This is a genomic window from Pseudomonas sp. UBA6323, assembly GCF_002439135.1.
Lineage (GTDB): Bacteria > Pseudomonadota > Gammaproteobacteria > Pseudomonadales > Pseudomonadaceae > Aquipseudomonas.
The window spans coordinates 52,794-74,181 of record NZ_DJSX01000079.1; the positions used below are offsets into that span (position 1 = coordinate 52,794).

The 21,388-nt window shown below is 62.7% G+C and carries 17 protein-coding genes; 7 read left to right on the forward strand and 10 right to left on the reverse strand.

Translation table 11 applies throughout. From position 1 onward, the window contains the following. Positions 1 to 6: 6 nt before the first annotated feature. From B3P22_RS19510 to B3P22_RS19555, 10 genes are read right to left on the reverse strand one after another with little or no spacing between them, the layout of a single operon-like run. Complete coding sequence (locus B3P22_RS19510; RefSeq protein ID WP_275546796.1) at positions 7 to 1,425, reverse strand: O-antigen ligase family protein; 1,419 nt, start codon at positions 1,423 to 1,425, stop codon at positions 7 to 9. Next, complete coding sequence (locus B3P22_RS19515; RefSeq protein ID WP_275546795.1) at positions 1,425 to 2,525, reverse strand: glycosyltransferase family 4 protein; 1,101 nt, start codon at positions 2,523 to 2,525, stop codon at positions 1,425 to 1,427. The genes B3P22_RS19510 and B3P22_RS19515 overlap by 1 nt, the downstream gene beginning before the upstream one ends. After that, positions 2,516 to 3,733 carry a glycosyltransferase family 4 protein gene (locus tag B3P22_RS19520; protein ID WP_296272211.1) on the reverse strand — a complete coding sequence of 406 codons (1,218 nt, stop codon included), beginning with the start codon at positions 3,731 to 3,733 and terminating at the stop codon, positions 2,516 to 2,518. Before B3P22_RS19520 ends, B3P22_RS19515 begins: the two co-directional genes overlap by 10 nt. A gap of 6 nt (positions 3,734 to 3,739) precedes the next feature. After that, positions 3,740 to 5,053, reverse strand: a complete 1,314-nt coding sequence (locus B3P22_RS19525; RefSeq protein ID WP_279922640.1) for a GH39 family glycosyl hydrolase — start codon at positions 5,051 to 5,053, stop codon at positions 3,740 to 3,742. Then, positions 5,050 to 6,237 carry a glycosyltransferase gene (locus B3P22_RS19530; RefSeq protein ID WP_296272212.1) on the reverse strand — a complete coding sequence of 396 codons (1,188 nt, stop codon included), beginning with the start codon at positions 6,235 to 6,237 and terminating at the stop codon, positions 5,050 to 5,052. The genes B3P22_RS19525 and B3P22_RS19530 overlap by 4 nt, the downstream gene beginning before the upstream one ends. Then, on the reverse strand, positions 6,237 to 8,228 hold the full coding sequence (locus B3P22_RS19535; protein ID WP_279916892.1) for a GumC family protein: 1,992 nt from the start codon (positions 8,226 to 8,228) through the stop codon (positions 6,237 to 6,239). Before B3P22_RS19535 ends, B3P22_RS19530 begins: the two co-directional genes overlap by 1 nt. A 14-nt stretch (positions 8,229 to 8,242) precedes the next feature. Beyond that, positions 8,243 to 9,007 (reverse strand): polysaccharide biosynthesis/export family protein, encoded by a 765-nt coding sequence (locus B3P22_RS19540; protein ID WP_003464321.1) that lies wholly within the window; start codon positions 9,005 to 9,007, stop codon positions 8,243 to 8,245. A gap of 29 nt (positions 9,008 to 9,036) precedes the next feature. After that, positions 9,037 to 9,948: a glycosyltransferase family 2 protein gene (locus tag B3P22_RS19545; protein ID WP_296272218.1), complete on the reverse strand. Its 912-nt coding sequence runs from the start codon at positions 9,946 to 9,948 to the stop codon at positions 9,037 to 9,039. After that, positions 9,948 to 11,402 (reverse strand): mannose-1-phosphate guanylyltransferase/mannose-6-phosphate isomerase, encoded by a 1,455-nt coding sequence (locus tag B3P22_RS19550; protein WP_296272219.1) that lies wholly within the window; start codon positions 11,400 to 11,402, stop codon positions 9,948 to 9,950. Before B3P22_RS19550 ends, B3P22_RS19545 begins: the two co-directional genes overlap by 1 nt. Continuing rightward, a complete protein-coding gene (locus tag B3P22_RS19555; RefSeq protein WP_296272221.1) occupies positions 11,403 to 12,836 on the reverse strand; it encodes an undecaprenyl-phosphate glucose phosphotransferase in 1,434 nt (477 codons plus the stop codon). Between the two features lie 406 nt (positions 12,837 to 13,242). Here B3P22_RS19555 and rfbB point away from each other — a divergent pair, with 406 nt between their 5' ends. From rfbB to dctP, 7 genes are all read left to right on the forward strand, one after another. Next, a complete protein-coding gene (rfbB, locus tag B3P22_RS19560) occupies positions 13,243 to 14,304 on the forward strand; it encodes a dTDP-glucose 4,6-dehydratase (protein ID WP_296272223.1) in 1,062 nt (353 codons plus the stop codon). 87 nt (positions 14,305 to 14,391) lie between these two features. Beyond that, on the forward strand, positions 14,392 to 15,264 hold the full coding sequence (rfbA, locus tag B3P22_RS19565; RefSeq protein WP_279922646.1) for a glucose-1-phosphate thymidylyltransferase RfbA: 873 nt from the start codon (positions 14,392 to 14,394) through the stop codon (positions 15,262 to 15,264). After that, positions 15,261 to 15,809: a dTDP-4-dehydrorhamnose 3,5-epimerase gene (rfbC, locus tag B3P22_RS19570; RefSeq protein WP_279922647.1), complete on the forward strand. Its 549-nt coding sequence runs from the start codon at positions 15,261 to 15,263 to the stop codon at positions 15,807 to 15,809. The genes rfbA and rfbC overlap by 4 nt, the downstream gene beginning before the upstream one ends. Continuing rightward, on the forward strand, positions 15,806 to 16,669 hold the full coding sequence (gene rfbD, locus B3P22_RS19575) for a dTDP-4-dehydrorhamnose reductase (protein ID WP_279922648.1): 864 nt from the start codon (positions 15,806 to 15,808) through the stop codon (positions 16,667 to 16,669). The genes rfbC and rfbD overlap by 4 nt, the downstream gene beginning before the upstream one ends. 90 nt (positions 16,670 to 16,759) lie before the next feature. Further along, complete coding sequence (locus B3P22_RS19580) at positions 16,760 to 18,574, forward strand: sensor histidine kinase (protein ID WP_279922649.1); 1,815 nt, start codon at positions 16,760 to 16,762, stop codon at positions 18,572 to 18,574. Then, the gene (locus tag B3P22_RS19585) at positions 18,571 to 19,956 is read left to right on the forward strand and encodes a sigma-54-dependent transcriptional regulator (RefSeq protein WP_279922650.1); all 1,386 of its coding nucleotides are present in this window, start codon (positions 18,571 to 18,573) and stop codon (positions 19,954 to 19,956) included. The genes B3P22_RS19580 and B3P22_RS19585 overlap by 4 nt, the downstream gene beginning before the upstream one ends. A 305-nt stretch (positions 19,957 to 20,261) precedes the next feature. After that, a complete protein-coding gene (gene dctP / locus B3P22_RS19590) occupies positions 20,262 to 21,254 on the forward strand; it encodes a C4-dicarboxylate TRAP substrate-binding protein DctP (RefSeq protein ID WP_275546788.1) in 993 nt (330 codons plus the stop codon). The last annotated feature ends 134 nt before the right edge of the window (positions 21,255 to 21,388 follow it).

Sequence of the window (21,388 nt, forward strand, 5' to 3'; positions counted from 1 at the left end):
CGCCCCTCAGCCTCGCTCGTTGACCACGACACCCAGGCGCTGGCGCTGCAATCCGCGATGGAGCTTGCGAGCAGGGAACAGCCGCCTGGCCTCCAGCAGATTGATACCCACCAGCAACCAGAACAGGCCGATCATCACCACCGCGAAGCTGAAGTAATGGTCGAACAGACCGCTTATCAGCGCTGCCAGCACACCACCCAGGCTACCCAGCCAGATCGCATTGTCCCGCGTCAGCACGATAGCCCCCTGCTCAGGCCGACTCTCGCGCCACCAGCGCCAGGTGACGGCGATGAACAACAGCATGCCGCCAAGCCCTAGCTTGTACATGAAGTTGAGCCACAGGTTGGAGATGCCGATCAGGTCAGTGCCTTCGATAGGCGGCTCCAGCTTGAAGCCCAGACCGAACGGGTAGGCAAGCACCGCCCTGGGGAACATCCGGTATTCGTCGAATCGCTCCTGTGTACTGGCGTTATCCGAGGAGAAGATCGTCGCCAGGCGTTCCTGCAGAGGCGGGTAACTCATCACCAGCGCAACGACAAGCACGGCACCGAGCATCAACAGGCGACCGGTATAGGGAACTCGCCGTCCCGCCATCCAGATCAGTACCACGGTCAGGCTCAGCATCGCCCCGCGCGAACTGCACAGCAGCAGTGCCGCAGCCCCCAGCAAGGCGACGCACAGCCCCAGCCAGCGCCGCCAGCCTTCATTGGCAAGGCCAAAACACAGCGCCAGGGGCAACAACAGCGCCATGATGCCGCCCGTGGCATTGGGGTGCATCCAGGGCGAGCCCATGCGCGATGAAAGCGCATTCAGGGCGAAGCCGAGCATATCCAGGTTGCCGTAACTGAAGAACGTCAGCACCGGCAGCATGCCGGAAGCTGAGCGGGTCCTCAGGAATACCGCGATCGACAGGAGCAGCATCGCCAACGTGCCGAGCAACAGGCAGACAACCAGCAACTCCCGGTTTTTGCGCTCCTGCAGCAGCTTGGCAGCGAGGAACACGACGGAAAGGTTGAGCAACCAGCGCAGCCAGTTGGACAGACCGCTGGCGGTGCCTTGTGTGGTGAGCTGCCCCACCACGAAGGGCAGGATACTGAACAGCATCAGCACCATGAGCCAGCGCTCGGTGGTGCCGGTGACCGCGACCCGGGAGGCCGGGGAAATGAACGCCTGCCACAGCAAGGCACCCCAGGTCAGCGCCAGCAGCGCCTCGCTGACCGTGGTACGAATTCCCAGGTTGACCGTCGCGTAGGGCATGAAGGTGGCAAGCAGCGCGAACAGCAGCAGCCCCCACAGCGGAAAGCGCAGTACGCTCAGGGCCACCGCCACCGCGAAGACGGCCGCCACGGCCTTGACCGGGGACAGAAACAGCAGCAGCGCACCAAATACGACGCCAACGACGATGGCAATTAGCTTTCCTGGCATTACGAACTCACTTCCGCGATCAATTCGATCAGGCGATTACGATAGGTTGCCGGGCCGAATCGCTCAGCCCACTGACGCAACAGTTGTGGGTCCTCGGCCGGCTCCGCAGACAGCCCCAGCATGAGCTGTACCAGTGCCGGCCCATCACTGGGCGAGAAACGCGGGCTGATCGCAGGCGCCACCTCTTCGAGGGAGGAGCCGCGAGCCACGGCCACCGGCACACCCAGGCTCAGGGCCTCGACAACCGGCAGACCGAATCCTTCGGCGTATGAGGGCTGCCAGAGCCGCTGCGCTCGCGCATACACGGCGTGAAGCTGCGCATCATCGAGTCCCGACAAGGCATGCAGGCCTGGCAGGTCACGCTGCGCCTGAGGCAAGTGGTCCAGGCTGCCGACCATCACCAGATCAGGAATTTCAGCAGACTCACGCCTGGCCTGCGCCCAGGCTTCGACGAACCATGGGATGTTCTTGCGCAACTCCCGCGTGCCCACCACCAGCCAGTAACGTGAAGGCAATGGCCGGGTAAGCGCCGCAGGTTGCCCACTGAAACCTTCTACCAGGTTGGGCAGTACCCGAACCTTGTCGGCCACGCCAGGAAACAACCGCACCGCCTCGTCGGCCGTGAAGCGCGAAGGGGTCCAGATCTGATCGGCCGTCCGCACCGCATAGCTGATCGAAAGGCGGTCACAGGCACGGTAGACCGCAGCCTTGAAAGCATTGGCGTGGTAATTCTTGAGCGTGATCTGAAACAGATCGTGCAGCAACAGCGCGTAACGCGTGCCCTTGGGACGCGGAGGCAGGGGCAGACCCATGTTGAAGTTCGCGATGTACAGATCGATACCCTGCCTGCGCAGTTCGCCTGGCAGAAAACAGGCCTCGAAGCGCAGCCGGTTGTGGGGCTGGTGCATCGAAGCCGAGGCGCAATCCCAGGGCGGACAGCAGACCTGCTGGCGCAGATCGGCTCCTGACGGCGCGACGGCATAGCGGGTGAGGGTTACATCGGGAAGTTCGCGCAGCACGCGCTCCATCGCCAGCACCTGACGACTGATACCCGACATCGGCGCAGACGCCACCATCCGATAGTCGAGGCCTATGCGCATGACGCCTCCGATACCGGCTGGCGCGCCAGGTCTTCGTAGATGGCCTCCACCTGACTGGCAGCGACCGCCCAGTCGTGATGGACGCGGACATACTCGCGCCCGGCCTGGCCGAGTCGCGCGGCATCCGCCGGCTGGTCCAGCACCTCGGACAACGCTACGGCCAGTTGCTGCGCCGTCTCGCCAGCCAAATAGTCGCGCCCCGGCTCCAGCGCCAGGCCGGACACCCCCTGCGCGGTACTTACCAGCGGCAGACCGGCGGCAAGGGCCTCCAGCACTTTGAGCTTCGAGCCACCGCCGTGGCGCAACGGGGCAAGAAACACCGACGACTGCGACTGCAGCGCCGGGAGGTCGCTGACGAACCCCTGCCACTCGATTCGCTTGTCAGACCAGCGCTCAGGCCATTGGGCCGGCAGCGCATGCCCGCAGATGCTGATGACCGCACGCGGGTTGCGTTGCCACAGCAGCGGCATGATCTCATCCAGCGCCCACTGCACGGCATCGACGTTTGGCGAGTACTCGTAATTGCCGAGAAACAGGATCCTCTGGCAAGCATTGTCGGGCGTTGCGCCAGCGAACTGCGCACAGTCCACGCCATTCACCACCACGGCCACCGGTTGCCCAGTCAGGCGCTGCATCACGGCCGCATCCGCTTCGGTCACGGCGACCACACGTGCCGCCTGCCTGAGCACCTGGCGCTCCCAGCGCCGGTAACGCCATTGGTCGAACCAGACGAACGGCCGCGCCCAGGTCGGAAAGCGGGAATAGGTGGCCGCCCCCAGCGATGACTCGACATTGTGCTCGGTCAGCACGAACGGCTGCCGCTGTTCACGGAGCGGCTTTCGCAACGGCTCGATGGTATAGCTGTGCTCCACCTGCACGACATCCCATCGCTGCTGCAGCAACTCGACGAACGCGGCCTGCATGCGTGGGGCATAACCATTCACACCAGCCAGCAGAGGGGCTGGCGCGAACAGCGCCACGAACAGACTTGCGAAGCTGCGCAGCGGGCGGCGCGGCACGACGATCAGTTGCTCGAGCAAAGGCTCGAGCATCGCCCGGTCGTCGGCGCTCAGTGGTTGCTTGCTCTGCACCAGCAACGTGATGCGGTGCCCACGTTCGGCCAGACTGCGCAGCAGATTGTACTGGCGGGTCTTGCCACCGCTGGTGGTGGGCCAGGGCGAATAAGGGAGAACCCACAATAAACGCATCTAGGTTCAGTCCCAGGTCAGTATCTGCAGCGACGGTTTGGTCTTCACCTTCACCCAGCTGCCATTGCCGAGCGCCGTTTCGCGCCCCGTGAGCGGATCGTGGAGAACGGCGCGGGTGACTCCCGGAAGCTCAAGCTCAGCGCCCTTCTCCGCCCAGAACATCAGCAGGTTCCGTCCCTTCTCGTCCTTCCAGGCGATGTTGTACAGCCCGTCGATCTTCTTTGCGATCTGCGGGGGCTCGGCGGGTACCAGGCGCGGCCCGGTGATTTTCAGGAACCGTTGCAGCGCCAGGTAGACAGGCTTGGGATTACCTTCAAGATCAAGCAACCCATAGTCACGGTCTCTGACGGTTGCACGGGTGTCGAGGTCATTGAGGGTGAAGAGAAAAACCCGGTCGAAATCCTGCGTACTCATCAAGGCCAGACGCCGCAGAACGTAATCGGCCTGGCCGTTTCGGCCGATGATGTCCTGAGCCTCCTTGGGCCCCGAATAGCTGGACCAGCCCCACTCCGTCGCCCAGATGGCGGGTACACCGGAACGGCGCAATACATCGTTGAGCTCGCGTGTGCGCAGGGCGAAATCGTTGCTGCCACGCATGTTGCCTTCCGGCAGCTGGGTGTAGGGGTGATAGGCAACGATGGTGTTCAGCCGCTGCACACCCAGTTGGCCGAGCTGCTCGAACATGCTCGCGCCACCGGGCAGATCGCTGAAGAATGCCAGCCCGGCGCCCACCACCGGTTTGTCGGGGGCGACGCTGCGCAGAGCCCTGGTACTGGCTTCGAGCAGGCGGGCGTAGCCGGCCGCATCTGCCTCGGGGCGCCAGAAACCGATCAGATTCGGTTCGTTCCAGACCTGCCAGGCGTCGACACTGGGGTAACGCATGGCCAGCAGCGCCATGCGCTGGGCGAAAACCTCCGGGTCGCGCGGCGGATACTGATCCTGGTACGGAGACTCCGGCGGGGCCGTAGTGATGAAACGGGCCGAGCCCACCAGATAGAAAACGGACTTGAGCTGCTGGCGCTCCAGATCACGCACCAGTACATCCAAGGCCGCTACATTATATTGGTCCTCAGCCAGTTCGAGTTGGTCCCAGTGCAGATCAAGGCGCACCCATTGCAGACCAAGCGCCTTCAAACGCTCCATCTGCTGGTTGTACCGCTCCGGGCTGAACCACAGGAACTGTGCATTCACGCCCAGGAAATCCTTCCAGACGACCTCACGCGGCGCCTTGAGCGCGTGCATCTGGGCGTCCACCCGCATCCCCCACAACAACAGGCTTCCAAGCAGAACGATCATCAAGGCGGTGGCTATCTTTCTCATGGCATCGGCTCCTGTCTGCACAGTTCGTCGAAGTGCTCGTGAAAACGCCGCCCAACACTGCTCCACCGGCGCTCACGCCCGATCGATCTTGCCCGGTCCGCCCAGGCCGCAGCCAGTTGTGGCTGACGAGCGATACCCTGCAACGCCTGCGCGAGCGCCTCGACATTTCCCTGAGCATAGGTCATGCCGTTTCCGCTACTGACCTCTTCGGCAAATGCCCTGGCGTCCGAGGTAATCGCCCCACGACCGCAGGCCGCAGCCCAGGAAAGTGCACCACTGGTGCCACGTTGCTCACCCAGGATGCGCAGCTTCTGCGACTCCCGGTACGGTAGAACCATGACATGGTGCTGCTGAATGACCTGGGCGATTTCCTCGCGTGGCAGGTCCAGGCGCCAATCAATGCTGTCATGCAGTTGAAGGCGACCGATCAACTCGCGAAGCTCGTCGAGGTAATCATTACGCCCGTCAAATGCCATCTCGGCTGCGGTACCACCAGCGAGCGTGAGGCGCAGGCGTCCGTGCAGCGACTCGTCGGCTTGCAGAACCCTGGCCAGGGCCTGCAGAAGATCCTCGATGCCCTTGCCCCGGTAGATGAAGCCGAAATACAGCAGACGCATCACATCCAGCTCCGGCAGGGCAGCCGGCGCTATGTCGAGATTGCCGTGCGGGACCACGGCGACCCGCCCGTCGGCAAGCCCCATGCGCTGGCGCAGGCAGGATGCACCGAGCCCGGTCAGGGTGAACAGACGATTCATGCCGTGCGCCAGCTTGCGCTCCTGACGCAACGTGAACGGGTCATTCAGCACCACCGCCGCCTGCTGCAGCAGGCCCGGAAAGCGTTCCGTCCAGGCCAGGACGCGGGGCAACTTCGCCTGACGCCATACCAGGCGCTCGGGATCGTGGATGGTCGCCGTCAACGGCAGCGCGGGATAGCGCATGCGCAGCAGCTCCAGCGCGTGGAACTCACGCAGACGCCCACCGCCAAGCTCGCCATGAACCAGATCGACGCCGCTCCAGTCGAAGGATGACACCCGGGCGTTGACGGCCCCCGGCTCTGCGCCACACCCGGCCAGCGGGGTCAGTACTTCGACCCCGTCGGCTTCCAGCGCCGCCTTGAAATGCCCCGCGTAATCGGCAATGCCGTTCTTCTCGGGGGGCAACGGCGCCAGCAGGGCAATGCGCATCAGAACGCGCCTCGGAAACGATCAATCACTTTCAGAACCTTGCCCGGCACCTCGAAGCAGCGACGGTTGATGATGATGCCGTCCACCTTGCCGAACGCGGTGGTGAGAATCGACAGCACGTGCTGGACCACTGGAATGGAACTTTGTCGTGCCTCTACCACCAGCGCGATCATGTCCGCGCGGCGCAGCGTGACAAATGCCTCGCGGCTGTCGAGCAGAGCAGACGCATCGAGCAGCACGACCTCGCCGGGTTGGGCCGGCTCTGCGCCGCCTACGCGTACATTAAGGCCATTCTCTTCAAGCAACTGACGCATCTGCTCGATGACGAAGCCGACCCCTTCGCCATGACGTGCTGAGGTCAGGCCAAGCATCAAACCATCGCTGGCGATGCGCTTGAGCGGCATGAAACCATACAGCCGGTAGACACTGGCAGCGAAGGCATTGCTAGTCTGGGCACTGGAATTGTTCCGCTCGGGAAGCGTCGTCCACAGGGGCAGGCCAAAGCGCGACTCCACTAGGCCGCCATCATGGATGCGCTGATCCAGCAGGTAGCACACATAGACCACCAGCAAGCCCACCAGCGCCGAGAATGGCAAAGCCAGCAGCAACATCACCAGCGTCTTGGGGAAGACCCGGGCCGGGTTTAGCGTCGCGGCCTCGATGACTGCGATGTTGCTGATCTGGCTGTTGTCCAGTTCGCGATCAATCCGGGACTTCTCCAGGCTGTCGGTATAGAGCACATAGTTCTTCTCTGCCGCATCCAGCTCACGCTGCAGGCGAGCCACTTCAGGCTCCTCGCGCATCGCCTCGTTGCGCTGCGCCTCGAGTTCATGCAGTTGAGATTCCTGAGCCGCGAGCTGAGCGCGCAATGCCTTGTTATTGCTGGTTTCGTCGAGCAGAACACGCTGCAGGTGAATGGACAGCGTATTAGGGGCACGGTCCTCGGAGCTCTGCACCGTATCCCCCTCATCGGCCACCTGCTTCTCCAGCGAGGCGATCGACTCGTCGAGCGCCCGCACGGGCTCGGCGGTGGTCATATAGGTGCGCAGCATATCGACGCGCTCGAGACGCTTCTGATTGAGCAGGCGACGCAGGTCCTGCTGGGCCGGGTTCAGGGCGATCTGACGAACCGTTACGACCTCCTGAGGCAGCCCCTTCAGTTGATTGCGAGTGTTTTCCAGAACGCTGTCCGAAGAACTGATCAGGCGCTGGGTATTGAAGCGTTCGCCACGCAGGATGTTGATACGCTCCGACAGGTCCTCCAAACGATCGGTGATACTGGCGGCGCCGAGCCCGGTCATCTTCTGCAGCAACTGTTCCTTGTAGCTCTTGATTTGCAGGGCACTGGCCGCACTCTGCGCTTCGTAGAACGTGAACAGGCTCTTTCGGCCAAGCGCATCGGTACGCTGGCGCTGATAGATTTCGATCCAGTGCTCGACAATGGCTTGCGCCACATCCGGCTCGTTCCAGGTGAAGCGAATCTCCATAACGCTCGAGCCCAGCGCATGGTCGACCTCGAAGTTCTTCTCCAAGGCACGTGCCAGACGCTCAACGTCGGTCTGTTCCTCGATCACGCCGATGGTTTCGAAGACCGTGCGCACCCCATCGATAACCGCACCGACAACGCGCTTCACTTCATATTTAATGCGCTTCCATACCCACGGCGGAGGCGGCTGGTTGGCCAGCACTTCCAGGTAATGCTCAGCCACCTCGCGGACGATCGGCCGGCCGGTGAGCATGCGCTCTTCGTCGACAATCGGATCACGCTGGCTGATGGGCATCACCATAGCCTGGCGATCGCTGATTTCCAGCGGTAAGGCAGCATCACGCCCCGGCTTCACCAGCAATCGCGCATTGGACTCGTATTTGGCGGGCAGCAGGAATGCGCCCAGCAAGATCACAACCAGGGTTATCCCCATCGCCCACTTGAATTCTCGCAAGAATATAAACAGCAGACGCAGCAGGTCGCGAAAGGAACGAATTTCGATCATGAGTGCGTCGCTCCTCAGCGATTGATTGTGTAACTGGCGCCGATTCCCATCGACTTGGTAAAAGGAATGAGCTGGTTCAGATAGACGTCCACGCCCTCGATTCGCTCGCCGACCGCCGACTTGGGCACGAAGACGATATCGCCGCGCTGCAGCCCGACTGTCTTACGCCCGTGCTCACCGGTGACGAGCAGTTGGCTGTAGTCGAGGAAATAGGCGTGATAGGCCCCCTCGGAATCCTCTCGCAGCAAGGCGACCTTGCGGCTGTCCGCCGTGGGAAGCACGCCACCGGCCCCGATAATGGCCTGCTGGATGTTGTTGGCCGCCGGAATCGGCACGGCCGAGGGATTGCGCACCGCACCACCGACGAAAACGGTGTTGCCCGGCGCGTTGTTGATGTTCACCGTTACCTTGGGCTGGCGGTAGACCTCCTTGAGCCGCTCGGTGAGGGATTCGGCGATTTCGCCGGGCGTGCGGCGCGCCGCCTGCACGTTGCCGATGAACGGGTAATAGATTGAACCGTCGTTGAGTACGGTGAACAGCGTCAGCTCGTAGATGGTACTAACGTTGAAGGCAGATAACGTCGGCATCTCACCGGCATCGCGGACGATGCGTAACGTATCGCCCACCCGCACACGCTCTTGCGGTGGCGGCACCAGGGCAAGCTGATCGAGCGCCTGCTGTCCGGCCTCGATGGTGTCCGTATCAGGCAGCATAACCCTCGCAGGTGTGGTGCATGCCCCCAGCATCACGACGGATAACAACAAGATCACATGTTTCATTTATCGAACTTCCTGTAGCAAAGTGGGGGCTAACGCCAGTACCCGGAAAACATACTGACGCGACGCTTGAAGGTTGATGGCAAAGACATTTCCTTCTGACCAAGACGGTAACCAGCCAGCTTCATCGCACTGCGCAAAAAGACCTCGGGCAAACGGTAGAGGCAGCCGGCCGCGCGCAGCGCTGCCATCTCGGCCTTCACATAACGCATGCCTTCGCCACCGGCCGAACCGAACGCCTGCCTGATCCAGCGCTCACGTCCGTAAAAAACACCGATATCGAAGTAACGACGAAACTCCTCGAGCACGCTGTAATCGTGCGAGTGATACACCTCGGCGGTCGCTGCATAACGCACGGCATAACCGCCGAGCAGCATGCGGGCCGCGACGTAGGCGTCTTCGCTGCCGATCACGTCCTCGGGAAAGCCACCCACGGCGACCAGCGCATCACGCCGGTAGGCCGAAAACGAATCGGAGCTGAAACAGGTTTTGATCCCCAACTCAGGTGCATCACTCATGCGCTTGGTGCGGCTCTGCGGCGGATAGTTGAAACGACGCGACTGCGCGCCCAGCAGGCCTGCATCCGGGTGCGGCAGTTGTCGCCCATAGGCAACCCCGATATCGGCCTTGCCGTGCAGGTCGGCAATGATGTTGGCGAAGGTACCGGCATTGGCCGGGATCGCGTCCTGGGTCAGGTAGATCAGCGCGTCCGCATCGACCTGCTCGCTCGCCCAGCGGCGGGTGCCGCCGTGGTTGAACTGCGATGGGTCGATCACTTCCACACGCGCCCCGGCGCCGCGAAAGCGCGCCACCGTATCGTCACGCGAGGCGCTGTCGACAACCAGGAACTCGTCCGGCTGCAGCGTCTGCATGGCGAGCGCCGGCAACAGGCGATCAAGATGAGCGCCAGCGTTGCGAGTCGGGATGATCAGGGCCACACGCATCAGCTGGTCTTCTCGCTCACCGGCGCACGACCATAGATATCGTTGAAACGGACGATGTCATCTTCGCCGAGGTACTCACCGCTCTGCACCTCGATCATCACCAGGTCGATCACCCCCGGGTTGACCAGGCGGTGGCGGTGGCCGGCGGGAATGAAGGTCGACTCGTTGGTATTGAGCAGGAAATCACGCTCACCATTGACCACCCGCGCCATGCCACTGACGACGATCCAGTGTTCGCTGCGGTGATGGTGCATCTGCAGCGACAGGGACTCGCCAGGGCGCACCATGATGCGTTTGATCTTGAAGCGCGCGCCCTCTTCCAGCACGGTGTAGGTGCCCCACGGACGGGTCACGGTGCGATGCAGGCGATAGGCTTCGTGGCCTCGCTTCTTCAGTTCCTGGGCAACGTACTTGACGTCCTGCGTGCTGTTGGCATCGGCGATCAGCAGCGCATCGGGCGTGTCCACCACAACCAGGTCACGCACACCCACGGCGCCAATCAGGCGCTTGGGCGAGTCGATATAGCAGCCCTGCACGTTGTGCAGCACCACCTCGCCATTGATCTGGTTGCCGTTGGCATCGGCGGCGGTGAGTTCGCGCAGCGCCTGCCACGAACCGATGTCGCTCCAACCCAGGTCACAGGGCACTACGGCCACCTTGGGCGAGCGCTCCATCAGGGCGTAGTCGATGGAAATGTCGGTCACTTCAGCGAAGCTCGCCGCGTCCAGCTCGCACTGCACGCCCTGCTTGCCTGCCGTGGGCACGCTCAGAGCCAGGCATTTCTCCACGCCTTCGACGACCTGCGGCGCATGCTCGCGCAGTTCGCGCAACAGTACGTCCACGCGGAAACAGAACATGCCAGCGTTCCACAGATGCCGGCCACCGGCCAGGTAGGCCTCGGCCGTCGCCAGATCGGGCTTCTCGACGAAACTGGCGACGCGGTAACCGCCCTCCAGGCTCTCGCCTTGCTGGATATAGCCATAGCCGGTCTCGGCATGATCCGGCTGAATACCGAAAGTCACCAACCAGCCGGCCTCGGCAAGTGCTCGCGCCTGTGCGATAGCGGCGACGAAAGCAGCCTGATCGCGAATCAGATGATCGGCAGGCAACACCAGTAACTGGGCGTCCTCGCCGTAATGATGCGCGACGTGCAACGCTGCAGCCGCAATCGCCGGCGCGGTATTGCGCCCCGTGGGTTCGAGGAGAAAGTCCAGCCCCACAAGTCCCCGATTCAGCACGCGATAGTCATCCAGCGTGCGAAACAAAAGATCACGGTTGATCACCGTCAGCAATCGGGCAACGTCATCCAGGCCGGCGACACGCTCGAAGGTCTTCTGCAACAGGCTGCGGCCATCGGCCAGGCGCATGAACGGCTTGGGCATGGCCTCGCGGGAAACCGGCCATAGGCGCGTGCCGGCACCACCGGCAATGATACAAGGGATCAGGACGCTCATTCAGTAGGCCTCGCGGGTGAGGATGACCGCCGGCAAGGTGCGGAAGAGGATGTAAAGGTCGAACCACACCGACCAGTTTTCGATGTATTGCAGGTCGAACTCGACACGCTTCTCAATCTTTTCCAGCGTGTCGGTCTCGCCGCGATAGCCATGGACCTGTGCCCAACCGGTAATGCCTGGCTTGACCCGATGGCGGGCGGTGTATTCCTTCACCGCATCCTCAAAAAGGATGCCAGCCGCCTTGGTCGCCGTGGCATGCGGGCGCGGGCCAACCATGGACATGCTGCCGAGCAATACGTTGAACAGCTGCGGCAACTCATCCAGGCTGGTCTTGCGGATAAAGCGTCCGACTCGAGTGATGCGGTCGTCATTGCGCGTGGTCTGCCGCTCTGCGTTGGCGTCGGCGCGGTCACAGTACATAGAACGAAACTTGAACACTTCAATCAGCTTGTTGTTGTAGCCGTAACGTTTCTGGCGAAACAGCACAGGCCCAGGGGAGTCGAGCTTGATCGCCAGCGCGACCAGGATCATCAGGGGTAGAGCGAAAGCCAGAGCCAGCAGCGCCAGAAGCAGGTCCTCAATGCGCTTGATCAAAGGCGACCAACCGTCGAGCGGCCTTTCCGAGACGTTGAACATCGGCAGCCCGGCCACCTCGGTGATGCGGTTGCGCGCATGCCGAAAAGCCAGCATGTCCGGCACCAGCAGAACGTTTACCGGAAGTTTGCGCAATTCGCGCACGATCTGGCCGATGCGATTCTCGGCCGACCAAGGCAGTGCGACCAGCACTTGCGTTACTCGCTCATCCCGCACCAGGCGCTCCAGGGCATTGCTGTCGCCCAATAACGGTAGACCACCCAACGTATCGGGCAAGCGACCGATACGGTCATCTATAAAACCGATCAAACCAGAACGAATGTCGCTATGGCGCTGCATGAATTCCGATAGCCGCAGGCCATTCTCGGTCGCCCCGAGGATGACCGCGCTCTGCAGAAATTGTCCGGCACGCATCCAATACCGATAGAGAGCGAGCAGCGCCAAACGCTCGGCGCCGAACGCGAAGAGGCTGGCCAGAAACCAGAGACTGAGGAAATGCCACTCCATGAAACTGAACATTGCCAGCGCCTGATGCATAAAGAGCAACAGACAGAACGCCGCAGACCAGGCAAAGAACATCATGCGAAAGCGCAACAGGCTACTGAATATCTCTTCGGAGTAAACGCCCAGGGCTTGAAACATCATTACCGTAAGAACGCCAAAGAAGAACAGTACCGTGGCGTAGCTTTGCGTCAGCATGGGCTCATCCGATAGCCATACCAAAAGCGCAAACCCTGGTAAAATGGCGGTAAAGCCATGAACCAGGCGAATAGCCGCCAAAAAATATTCGATGAACCCGGGACGCGCCAGCAAGGAACCACCGGCTGATTGCAGACGCATGAAAAATCACTCCCGCCTTATTTTCGCTCATGAATATCGGCTGACGTCAAAAAGCAGGCAGTAAAATGCAAAAAATCAAATTTTCGACAGAAAATCGTCAAATTGTTTTATGGCGCGACTTAACCACTTTTATGATGGCATTTCAACATCCGCACTAATGAATAGCACAGTTAATTTCTGGCGCCAGAAAGCCGGCAAAAAAGCAGCTTTGTTGAAGAACGCCATGTGCTCGTACTACCGCCAAAACGACTCGCGTAACCGAAGCGGTTTGATGTACAAAATGCACCTTCAACCATGCAGGCGTATGGCTACTGAGCCTCTACGTGGCCTGCTGCGCCACAGCTTCCGCGACTTTCAATTGATCCAGGGCCTCGTCTGCCGTCACTCATCGCCAAGGACACAGTAAATGCGCATCCTTATTACCGGCGGCGCCGGCTTCATCGGGTCGGCGCTGATTCGCCACCTGATTCAGGACACCGAGCACGAAGTGCTCAATCTCGACAAGCTGACCTATGCCGGCAATCTGGAATCCCTTCTGGAGATCGCCGCAAGCCCCCGGTACCGCTTCGTTCAGGCCGATATTGCCGATGCCGGGCGAGTCGCTGCGACGCTGAGCGAATTCCAGCCAGACGCCATCATGCACCTGGCCGCCGAATCCCATGTCGATCGCTCCATCGATGGCCCGGCGGCCTTCATCCAGACCAATATCGTCGGCACCTATAGCCTGCTGGAGAACACGCGCGCCTACTGGCTAACCCTGAGCCCCGAGCGCAAGGCGGCCTTCCGCTTCCACCACATCTCTACCGACGAGGTCTACGGCGACCTGCACGGCGTTGACGACCTGTTCACCGAAACCACCCCCTACGCCCCCAGTTCGCCCTACTCGGCGAGCAAGGCCGCGTCCGACCATCTGGTCCGCGCCTGGCAACGCACCTATGGCCTGCCGGTGCTGATCACCAATTGCTCGAACAATTACGGCCCCTATCACTTCCCCGAGAAGCTGATCCCGCTGATGATCCTCAATGCCCTGGCCGGCAAGCCGCTGCCGGTGTATGGCAACGGCCAGCAGGTACGCGACTGGCTGTACGTGGAAGACCACGCACGTGCGCTGCTCAAGGTGGTCAGCCAAGGCGAAGTCGGCGAGACCTACAACATCGGCGGACACAACGAGCAGAAGAACCTCGACGTGGTACGCGCCATCTGTGCCCTGCTGGAAGAGCTGGCGCCGCAGAAACCCGCCGGCCTCGCGCGCTATGAAGACTTGATCACCTACGTGCAGGACCGTCCGGGTCACGACTTGCGCTACGCCATCGACGCCAGCAAGATCGAACGCGAACTGGGTTGGGTGCCGCAGGAAACCTTCGAAACCGGCCTGCGCAAGACGGTGCAGTGGTACCTGGACAATCTCGACTGGTGTCGCCGCGTGCAGGATGGCAGCTATCAGGGCCAGCGACTCGGCGCACTCTAGAGTTCAAGACGTAGGGCGGGTGCAACCCTCCAGCCAGGCAGCGACGGGTTGCACCGCCCTACGCATCGACAAGGAACACAGAAAAATATGAAAGGCATCATCCTCGCCGGCGGCTCCGGCACCCGCCTGCACCCCATCACCCTGGGCGTGTCCAAGCAGCTGCTGCCGATCTATGACAAGCCGATGATCTATTACCCGCTGTCGGTGCTGATGCTGGCCGGCATTCGCGAGATTCTGATCATCTCCACCCCTGAAGACCTGCCCAACTTCGAGAAGATGCTCGGCGACGGCAGCCAGTTCGGCATCACTCTGCGGTATGCCGAGCAACCCTCGCCGGACGGCCTGGCCCAGGCGTTCCTGATAGGCGAGTCGTTCATTGGTAACGACTCGGTCTGCCTGATCCTCGGGGATAATATTTTCCACGGCCAACACTTCACCGAAATGCTGCTTCGCGCCGCCAGCAACGAAAGTGGCGCCACGGTATTCGGTTATTGGGTCAGCGATCCGGAGCGGTTTGGCGTGGTCGAGTTCGACGCCGCCGGCAACGCGCTGTCGATCGAGGAAAAACCGGCGAAACCCAAGTCCAGCTTTGCCGTGACCGGCCTGTATTTCTACGACAACGATGTGGTGCAAATCGCCAAGGCCGTTAAACCCTCGCCACGCGGCGAGCTTGAAATTACCGATGTGAACAATGCCTACCTGGCCCGTGGAGACCTGCGCGTGGAGCGCTTCGGCCGTGGTTTCGCCTGGCTCGATACCGGCACCCACGACAGCCTGCTCGATGCCTCGCAATACGTGCAAACGGTGGAAAAGCGTCAGGGATTGAAGGTCGCCTGCCTGGAAGAGATCGCCTATCAGCAGGGCTGGATCGACCGAGAGAAATTGCTTACGTGTGCCAAGGCACTGGGCAAGACGGGTTATGGTCAATACCTTTACAAACTGGCGGAGGAGTCGCTGTGAAAGTGATCACGACCGCACTACCGGAAGTGCTGATTCTGGACCCCCAGGTGTTCGGCGACGAACGCGGCTTCTTCTACGAGAGCTTCAATGCGCAGCGCTTCGCCGAGGCAACCGGAGTGACCCGAGAATTCGTGCAGGACAACCACTCGCGCTCCGCGCGAGGCGTACTGCGCGGCCTGCACTATCAACTGCAGCAGGCCCAGGGCAAGCTGGTGCGCGTCAGTGCCGGCGAGGTCTATGACGTCGCAGTGGACGTACGCCGCAGCTCGCCGAACTTCGGCAAGTGGGTGGGCGTGCATCTGTCTGCCGAGAACAAGCGCCAGATGTGGGTGCCGGAAGGCTTCGCACACGGTTTTCTGGTGCTCAGCGAGTACGCCGAGTTCCTCTACAAGACCACCGACTATTACGCTCCGGCTCACGAACGCTGCATCCGCTGGGACGATACGCAGCTGGCCATCGACTGGCCGCTCGACGGCCTGACACCACAGCTGTCGGCCAAGGATCAACAAGGCCTGAGCCTGACCGACGCCGAGACGTTCGCATGAAGATTCTGATCAGCGGCCACACCGGACAGGTCGCGCGAGAGCTGCAACTGGCCCTGCGCGAGCATGAATTGATCAGCCTCGGCCGTCAGGATTTCGACCTGTCACGCCCGGAAAGCCTGCACGAAACCATCCTGCGCGAGCGCCCGGCGCTGGTGATCAATGCCGCCGCCTACACCGCTGTCGACCAGGCCGAACAGGAGCGCGAGCTCGCCTTCACCATCAACGCCGAGGCACCCGGCGCCATGGCCGATGCCTGCTTCGAGCTGGACATCCCGCTGATCCACTACTCCACCGACTACGTCTTCGACGGCAGCAAGGCCACGCCTTACCGCGAGGCGGACACGCCTCGCCCGCTGGGCGTCTACGGTGCCAGCAAGGTGGCTGGTGAGCAGGCGCTGCGCATCAGCGGCTGCGACCACCTGATCCTGCGTACCAGCTGGGTGTACTCGCAGCATGGGCGCAACTTCCTCCTGACCATGCAGCGCCTGCTGCAGGAGCGCGAAGAACTCAGCGTGGTCGATGACCAGATCGGCGCGCCGACCTGGGCCGGCAGCATCGCCAGCGCCACCGCCGAGCTGATCGACAAGTGGCAACACGGGCGCCATCGCTGGGGCACCTATCATCTGACCTGCCAGGGTGAAACCAGCTGGTTCGGCTTTGCCAGCGCCATCGCCGAGCGCCTGCGCGCGGCCGGCAAGCCCTGTGCCCGGCTGCGCCCGATCTCCAGTAGCGAGTACCCGACGCCGGCGCAGCGCCCGCTCAATTCGCGCCTGGACGGCGAACGCCTGGAAGAGGAATGGCAGATTCGCCTGCCGGACTGGCGAACGGCACTGGACGCCTGTCTGCAGCGCATGGGCTGACGCCCGGCATTTCATCGCCAGCGGCCGGCGCACGTCACCGGCCGCACGCTTAACGTGCATAATGCGCCGATCATTTCTGCACGGTTCTCCATGAGCACAAACACTGCCACTCCCCGCCGCCTGCGCTGGCGCAGCCTCGTGCTGCTGGCGCTGCTGCTCGCGCCCCTGCTGTTGCCCGTACACTTTTTGGCCGAACGCTACTACCGCGAAGTCCTGATCGAACAGAACCGGCAAACCCTGGACCTGTACGTCGCCAACCTGCTTGGCACGCTGCGCCGCTACGAGGTACTGCCGCAGATTCTCGGCGACCTGCCCGGCCTGCGCGCAGCCCTGAAGGCGCCCGAAGCCCCTGCAGTACTGGATAACGCCAACCGCCTGCTGGCCCGCGTGAAGAGCCAGACCGGGGCCGACGTGATCTACCTGATGAACACACGCGGCGTCACCCTGGCCGCCTCCAACTGGGACAAGCCGGACAGTTTCGTCGCCGGCAACTTCGCCTTTCGCCCGTACTTTCGCGAAGCATTGGCCGGCCGCCTGGGCCGCTTCTTCGGCCTCGGCACCACCTCAGGCAAACGCGGCTACTACTTTGCCTACCCGGTGCGCGAGGACGACCACAACATTGGCGCACTGGTGGTCAAGGTCGACCTCGACCACACCGAAACGCTGTGGGGTAACACCCCGGAACAGTTGCTGGTCACCGACACCAATGGCGTGGTGATTCTCACCTCGCGCCCTGACTGGCGCTTTCACGCCAGCCGCCCGCTGGACCGCGTAGAACAGTCGGCCATCGCCGCCAACCAGCCCTACCCGACCCAGGCGCCGCCCGCGCTCGACCTTGATCCCAACGCCTGGTTGACGCAAAGCCGCGCCCTGGAGGAAACCGGCTGGACGGTAAGTATTCTCGCCCCTCGCATCCTCCTCGATCGCCCCGTGCGCAGCGCTGTGGCCGTGGGTGCGGCTGCCCTGCTGGCCCTGCTGCTGCTGCTCGGCCTGCTGATATTGCGCCGCCGACACTATCTTGAGCGCATCGCCCTCGATGCTAGCGCCAAGGCCGAACTGGAGCAGCGGGTGACCGAACGTACGCAGGACCTGGAACTGCTCAACAGCCGCCTCAAGCAGGAAGTGCTCGAACGCGAGCAGGCGCAGCAGGAGCTGGTGCGCGCCCAGGACGAACTGGTCCAGGCCGGCAAACTCTCCGCGCTCGGCACCATGAGCGCCAGTATCAGCCACGAGCTCAACCAGCCACTGGGGGCGATCCGCAGCTACGCCGAGAACGCCAGTACCCTGCTCGACCACCAGCGCAGCGACGATGCCCGCGCCAACCTCAAGCTGATCAGCGAACTGACCGAGCGCATGGCCTCGATCATCGCGCATCTGCGCGCCTTCGCCCGCCGCGACCGCCATGCGCCCGAGCGAGTGGCGCTGCAACCGGCACTGGACGACGCCCTTGCCCTGCTCGCCAAACGCCGCCGGGCCATGGATGTGGAATTGATTCGCGACCTGCCGGACGCCACGCTCTGGGTTCAGGCTGGCGAAACGCGCCTGCGCCAGGTACTCGGCAACCTGTTCGGCAATGCGCTCGACGCCCTGGTCGACAAGGCGCCGCCACGGCGTATCTGGATCAGCATCGAACATCAGGCCGAGCATCTCGACCTGCTGCTGCGCGACAACGGTCCCGGCTTCTCAAGCGAATCCCTGGCCCGCGCGCGTGAGCCGTTCTTCACCACCAAGACCAGCGCCCAGGGCCTGGGGCTAGGTCTGGCCATCTGCGATAGTCTGGTGCGGGCGCTGGACGGCGAACTGCTGCTGGCCAATCATCCGGCCGGCGGCGCGCTGATTACCCTGCGCCTGCGCCTGGCCAGCCCCGGCGTCAACCTGCAACCTTCTGAGGACCCTTCGCCATGACCAGCGACAGCGCCATCGACAGCCGCATTCAGGTACTGCTGATCGACGACGACGCCCATCTGCGCCAGGCGCTCAGCCAGACGCTCGATCTGGCCGGGCTCAAGGTCATCAGCCTGGGCGATGCCCAGGGCCTGGCCGAGCGAATTCCGGTGGGCTGGCCGGGTGTGGTGGTCAGCGATATCCGCATGCCCGGCATCGACGGCCTGCAACTGCTGCAGCAACTGCGCGAGCGCGATGCCGAGCTGCCGGTACTGCTGATTACAGGCCACGGCGACGTGCCGCTGGCCGTGCAGGCGATGCGCGCCGGCGCCTACGATTTTCTGGAAAAGCCCTTCGCCAACGAGGCGCTGCTCGACAGCGTGCGCCGCGCACTGCAGCTGCGCCGCCTGGTACTGGACAATCGCAGCCTGCGCATGGCGCTCAATGACCGCCAGCAACTGTCCAGCCGCCTGGTGGGTCAGTCGCCTGCCATGCAGCGCCTGCGCGAGCAGATCGGCGCGCTTGCCGGCATCACCACCGACGTGTTGATCCTCGGCGAGACCGGCGCCGGCAAGGAAGTGGTCGCCCGCGCCCTGCACGATCTGTCCAGCCGCCGCGACGGGCCCTTCGTCGCCATCAACGCCGGTGCGCTGGCCGAGTCCGTGGTGGAAAGCGAACTGTTCGGCCACGAGGCCGGCGCCTTCACCGGCGCGCAGAAGCGCCGCATCGGCAAGTTCGAATTTGCCAACGGCGGCACCCTGTTCCTCGACGAGATCGAGAGCATGAACCTGGACGTGCAGGTCAAATTGCTGCGTCTGCTGCAGGAGCGCGTGGTCGAACGCCTCGGCGGCAACCAGCTGATCCCGCTGGATATCCGCGTGATCGCCGCCACCAAGGAAGACCTGCGCCAGGCAGCCGACGCCGGGCGTTTCCGCGCCGACCTCTACTACCGCCTCAACGTCGCGCCGCTGTCCATCCCCCCGCTGCGCGAGCGCGGCGAGGATGCCCTGCTGCTGTTCCAGCATTTCGCCGAAGCGGCGGCAGCCCGCCACGCCCTGGCTCCGCGTGAGCTGCAACCGGGACAGCGTGCGTTGCTGCTGCGTCATCCATGGCCGGGCAACGTGCGCGAACTGCAGAACGCCGCCGAGCGTTTCGCCCTGGGCCTGGAATTGGCACTCGATAGCAACGCGCCGAACCTGCCACCGGTCAACGGCGGGCTCAGCGAACAGGTCGAAGCCTTCGAGCGCGCGCTGATCGCCGCCGAGCTGAGTCGTCCGCACGGCTCGCTGCGCAGCCTGGCCGAAGCGCTGGGCGTGCCGCGCAAGACTCTACACGACAAGCTGCGCAAACATGGGCTGAATTTCTCCGGTGCTGGCGGAAGCTCGCCAGAGGACTTCGACTGACTGGCGGCAAACCGCCAAAGCCATCATCAAAGACTGGCCGGCAGCGGGCGCATACGCCCGCCCGGCGCTCGGCAAAACGCCATCAAAGCCCACAGCCACGGGCTTTTCCTCTAGGCAGGCAAGCCCTCCATCGCAGACTGGCACAAGGGTTGCTCTAGGCTAGCTCCAAGCGAACCCACAAGTACAAGTCCAGGCCTCGCTGATGCCACCGGCGTTTTTCTCCAAGCCGCCTAGACTTGCTCTTGTCCGTTCGTCAGCAGCGCTTCGGCGCAAATGCGATAAACACAACAAGAGGAAGCATCCGCATGTTCAAACTGACTGCCAAGGCGCTGGCTTGCGCCCTGTCCCTGTCCATCGCTGGCGTGGTTCACGCTGCCGACCCGATCGTCATCAAGTTCTCCCACGTGGTTGCCGAGCACACCCCGAAAGGTCAGGGTGCCGTGCTGTTCAAGCAACTGGCTGAAGAGCGCCTGGGCGACAAGGTCAAGGTCGAGGTCTACCCGAACTCCTCGCTGTTCGGCGACGGCAAGGAAATGGAAGCGCTGCTGCTCGGCGACGTCCAGATCATCGCCCCGTCCCTGGCCAAGTTCGAGCATTACACCAAGCAGCTGCAGGTATTCGACCTGCCGTTCCTGTTCGACGACATGGCTGCAGTCGATCGCTTCCAGAAAGGTCCGGAAGGCCAGAAGCTGCTGACCTCCATGACCGACAAGGGCATCACCGGCCTGGCCTACTGGCACAACGGCCTGAAGCAGCTGTCGGCCAACAAGGCGCTGCTGGAGCCGAAAGACGCCCGTGGCCTGAAATTCCGCGTACAGGCTTCCGCCGTACTGGAAGAGCAGTTCAAGGCCGTGCGCGCCAACCCGCGCAAGATGAGCTTCGCCGAGGTTTACCAAGGCCTGCAGACCGGCGTGGTCAACGGTGCAGAGAACCCGTACTCGAACATCTACAGCCAGAAGATGCACGAAGTGCAGAAGTACATCACCGAGTCCAACCATGGCCTGCTGGACTACATGCTGATCACCAACACCAAGTTCTGGGACGGTCTGCCGGCTGACGTACGTAGCGAGCTGGACAAGATCATCGCCGAGGTCACCGTCGAGGTGAACAAGCAGGCTGACGCCCTCAACGAAGGCGACAAGCAGCGCATTCTCGATGCCGGTACTACCGAGATCCTGACCCTGACTCCCGAGCAGCGCGGCCAGTGGCGCGACGCCATGCAGCCGGTATGGAAGAAGTTCGAAGGCGAAATCGGTGCCGACCTGATCAAGGCCGCGCAAACCGCCAACCAGCAATAAGGCCGGAGAGCCGTAGGGTGGGCAGGGCACTGCAGCGCTGACCCACCACGACGCCCGCGACGGGCGTCGTTCAATGCTGTAACCGGTGGGCCGGCTGCCGTCCCACCCTACGCCCTTTCCATTCGGGAGAACCG

What these genes read in the sequence shown, in the direction of transcription:
- B3P22_RS19510 (WP_275546796.1), bottom strand. Translation starts at nt 1,425, where the DNA reads ATGCCAGGAAAGCTAATTGCCATCGTCGTTGGCGTCGTATTTGGTGCG.
- B3P22_RS19515 (WP_275546795.1), bottom strand. Translation starts at nt 2,525, where the DNA reads ATGCGCATAGGCCTCGACTATCGGATGGTGGCGTCTGCGCCGATGTCG.
- B3P22_RS19520 (WP_296272211.1), bottom strand. Translation starts at nt 3,733, where the DNA reads ATGCGTTTATTGTGGGTTCTCCCTTATTCGCCCTGGCCCACCACCAGC.
- B3P22_RS19525 (WP_279922640.1), bottom strand. Translation starts at nt 5,053, where the DNA reads ATGAGAAAGATAGCCACCGCCTTGATGATCGTTCTGCTTGGAAGCCTG.
- B3P22_RS19530 (WP_296272212.1), bottom strand. Translation starts at nt 6,237, where the DNA reads ATGCGCATTGCCCTGCTGGCGCCGTTGCCCCCCGAGAAGAACGGCATT.
- B3P22_RS19535 (WP_279916892.1), bottom strand. Translation starts at nt 8,228, where the DNA reads ATGATCGAAATTCGTTCCTTTCGCGACCTGCTGCGTCTGCTGTTTATA.
- B3P22_RS19540 (WP_003464321.1), bottom strand. Translation starts at nt 9,007, where the DNA reads ATGAAACATGTGATCTTGTTGTTATCCGTCGTGATGCTGGGGGCATGC.
- B3P22_RS19545 (WP_296272218.1), bottom strand. Translation starts at nt 9,948, where the DNA reads ATGCGTGTGGCCCTGATCATCCCGACTCGCAACGCTGGCGCTCATCTT.
- B3P22_RS19550 (WP_296272219.1), bottom strand. Translation starts at nt 11,402, where the DNA reads ATGAGCGTCCTGATCCCTTGTATCATTGCCGGTGGTGCCGGCACGCGC.
- B3P22_RS19555 (WP_296272221.1), bottom strand. Translation starts at nt 12,836, where the DNA reads ATGCGTCTGCAATCAGCCGGTGGTTCCTTGCTGGCGCGTCCCGGGTTC.
- rfbB (WP_296272223.1), top strand. Translation starts at nt 13,243, where the DNA reads ATGCGCATCCTTATTACCGGCGGCGCCGGCTTCATCGGGTCGGCGCTG.
- rfbA (WP_279922646.1), top strand. Translation starts at nt 14,392, where the DNA reads ATGAAAGGCATCATCCTCGCCGGCGGCTCCGGCACCCGCCTGCACCCC.
- rfbD (WP_279922648.1), top strand. Translation starts at nt 15,806, where the DNA reads ATGAAGATTCTGATCAGCGGCCACACCGGACAGGTCGCGCGAGAGCTG.
- B3P22_RS19580 (WP_279922649.1), top strand. Translation starts at nt 16,760, where the DNA reads ATGAGCACAAACACTGCCACTCCCCGCCGCCTGCGCTGGCGCAGCCTC.
- B3P22_RS19585 (WP_279922650.1), top strand. Translation starts at nt 18,571, where the DNA reads ATGACCAGCGACAGCGCCATCGACAGCCGCATTCAGGTACTGCTGATC.
- dctP (WP_275546788.1), top strand. Translation starts at nt 20,262, where the DNA reads ATGTTCAAACTGACTGCCAAGGCGCTGGCTTGCGCCCTGTCCCTGTCC.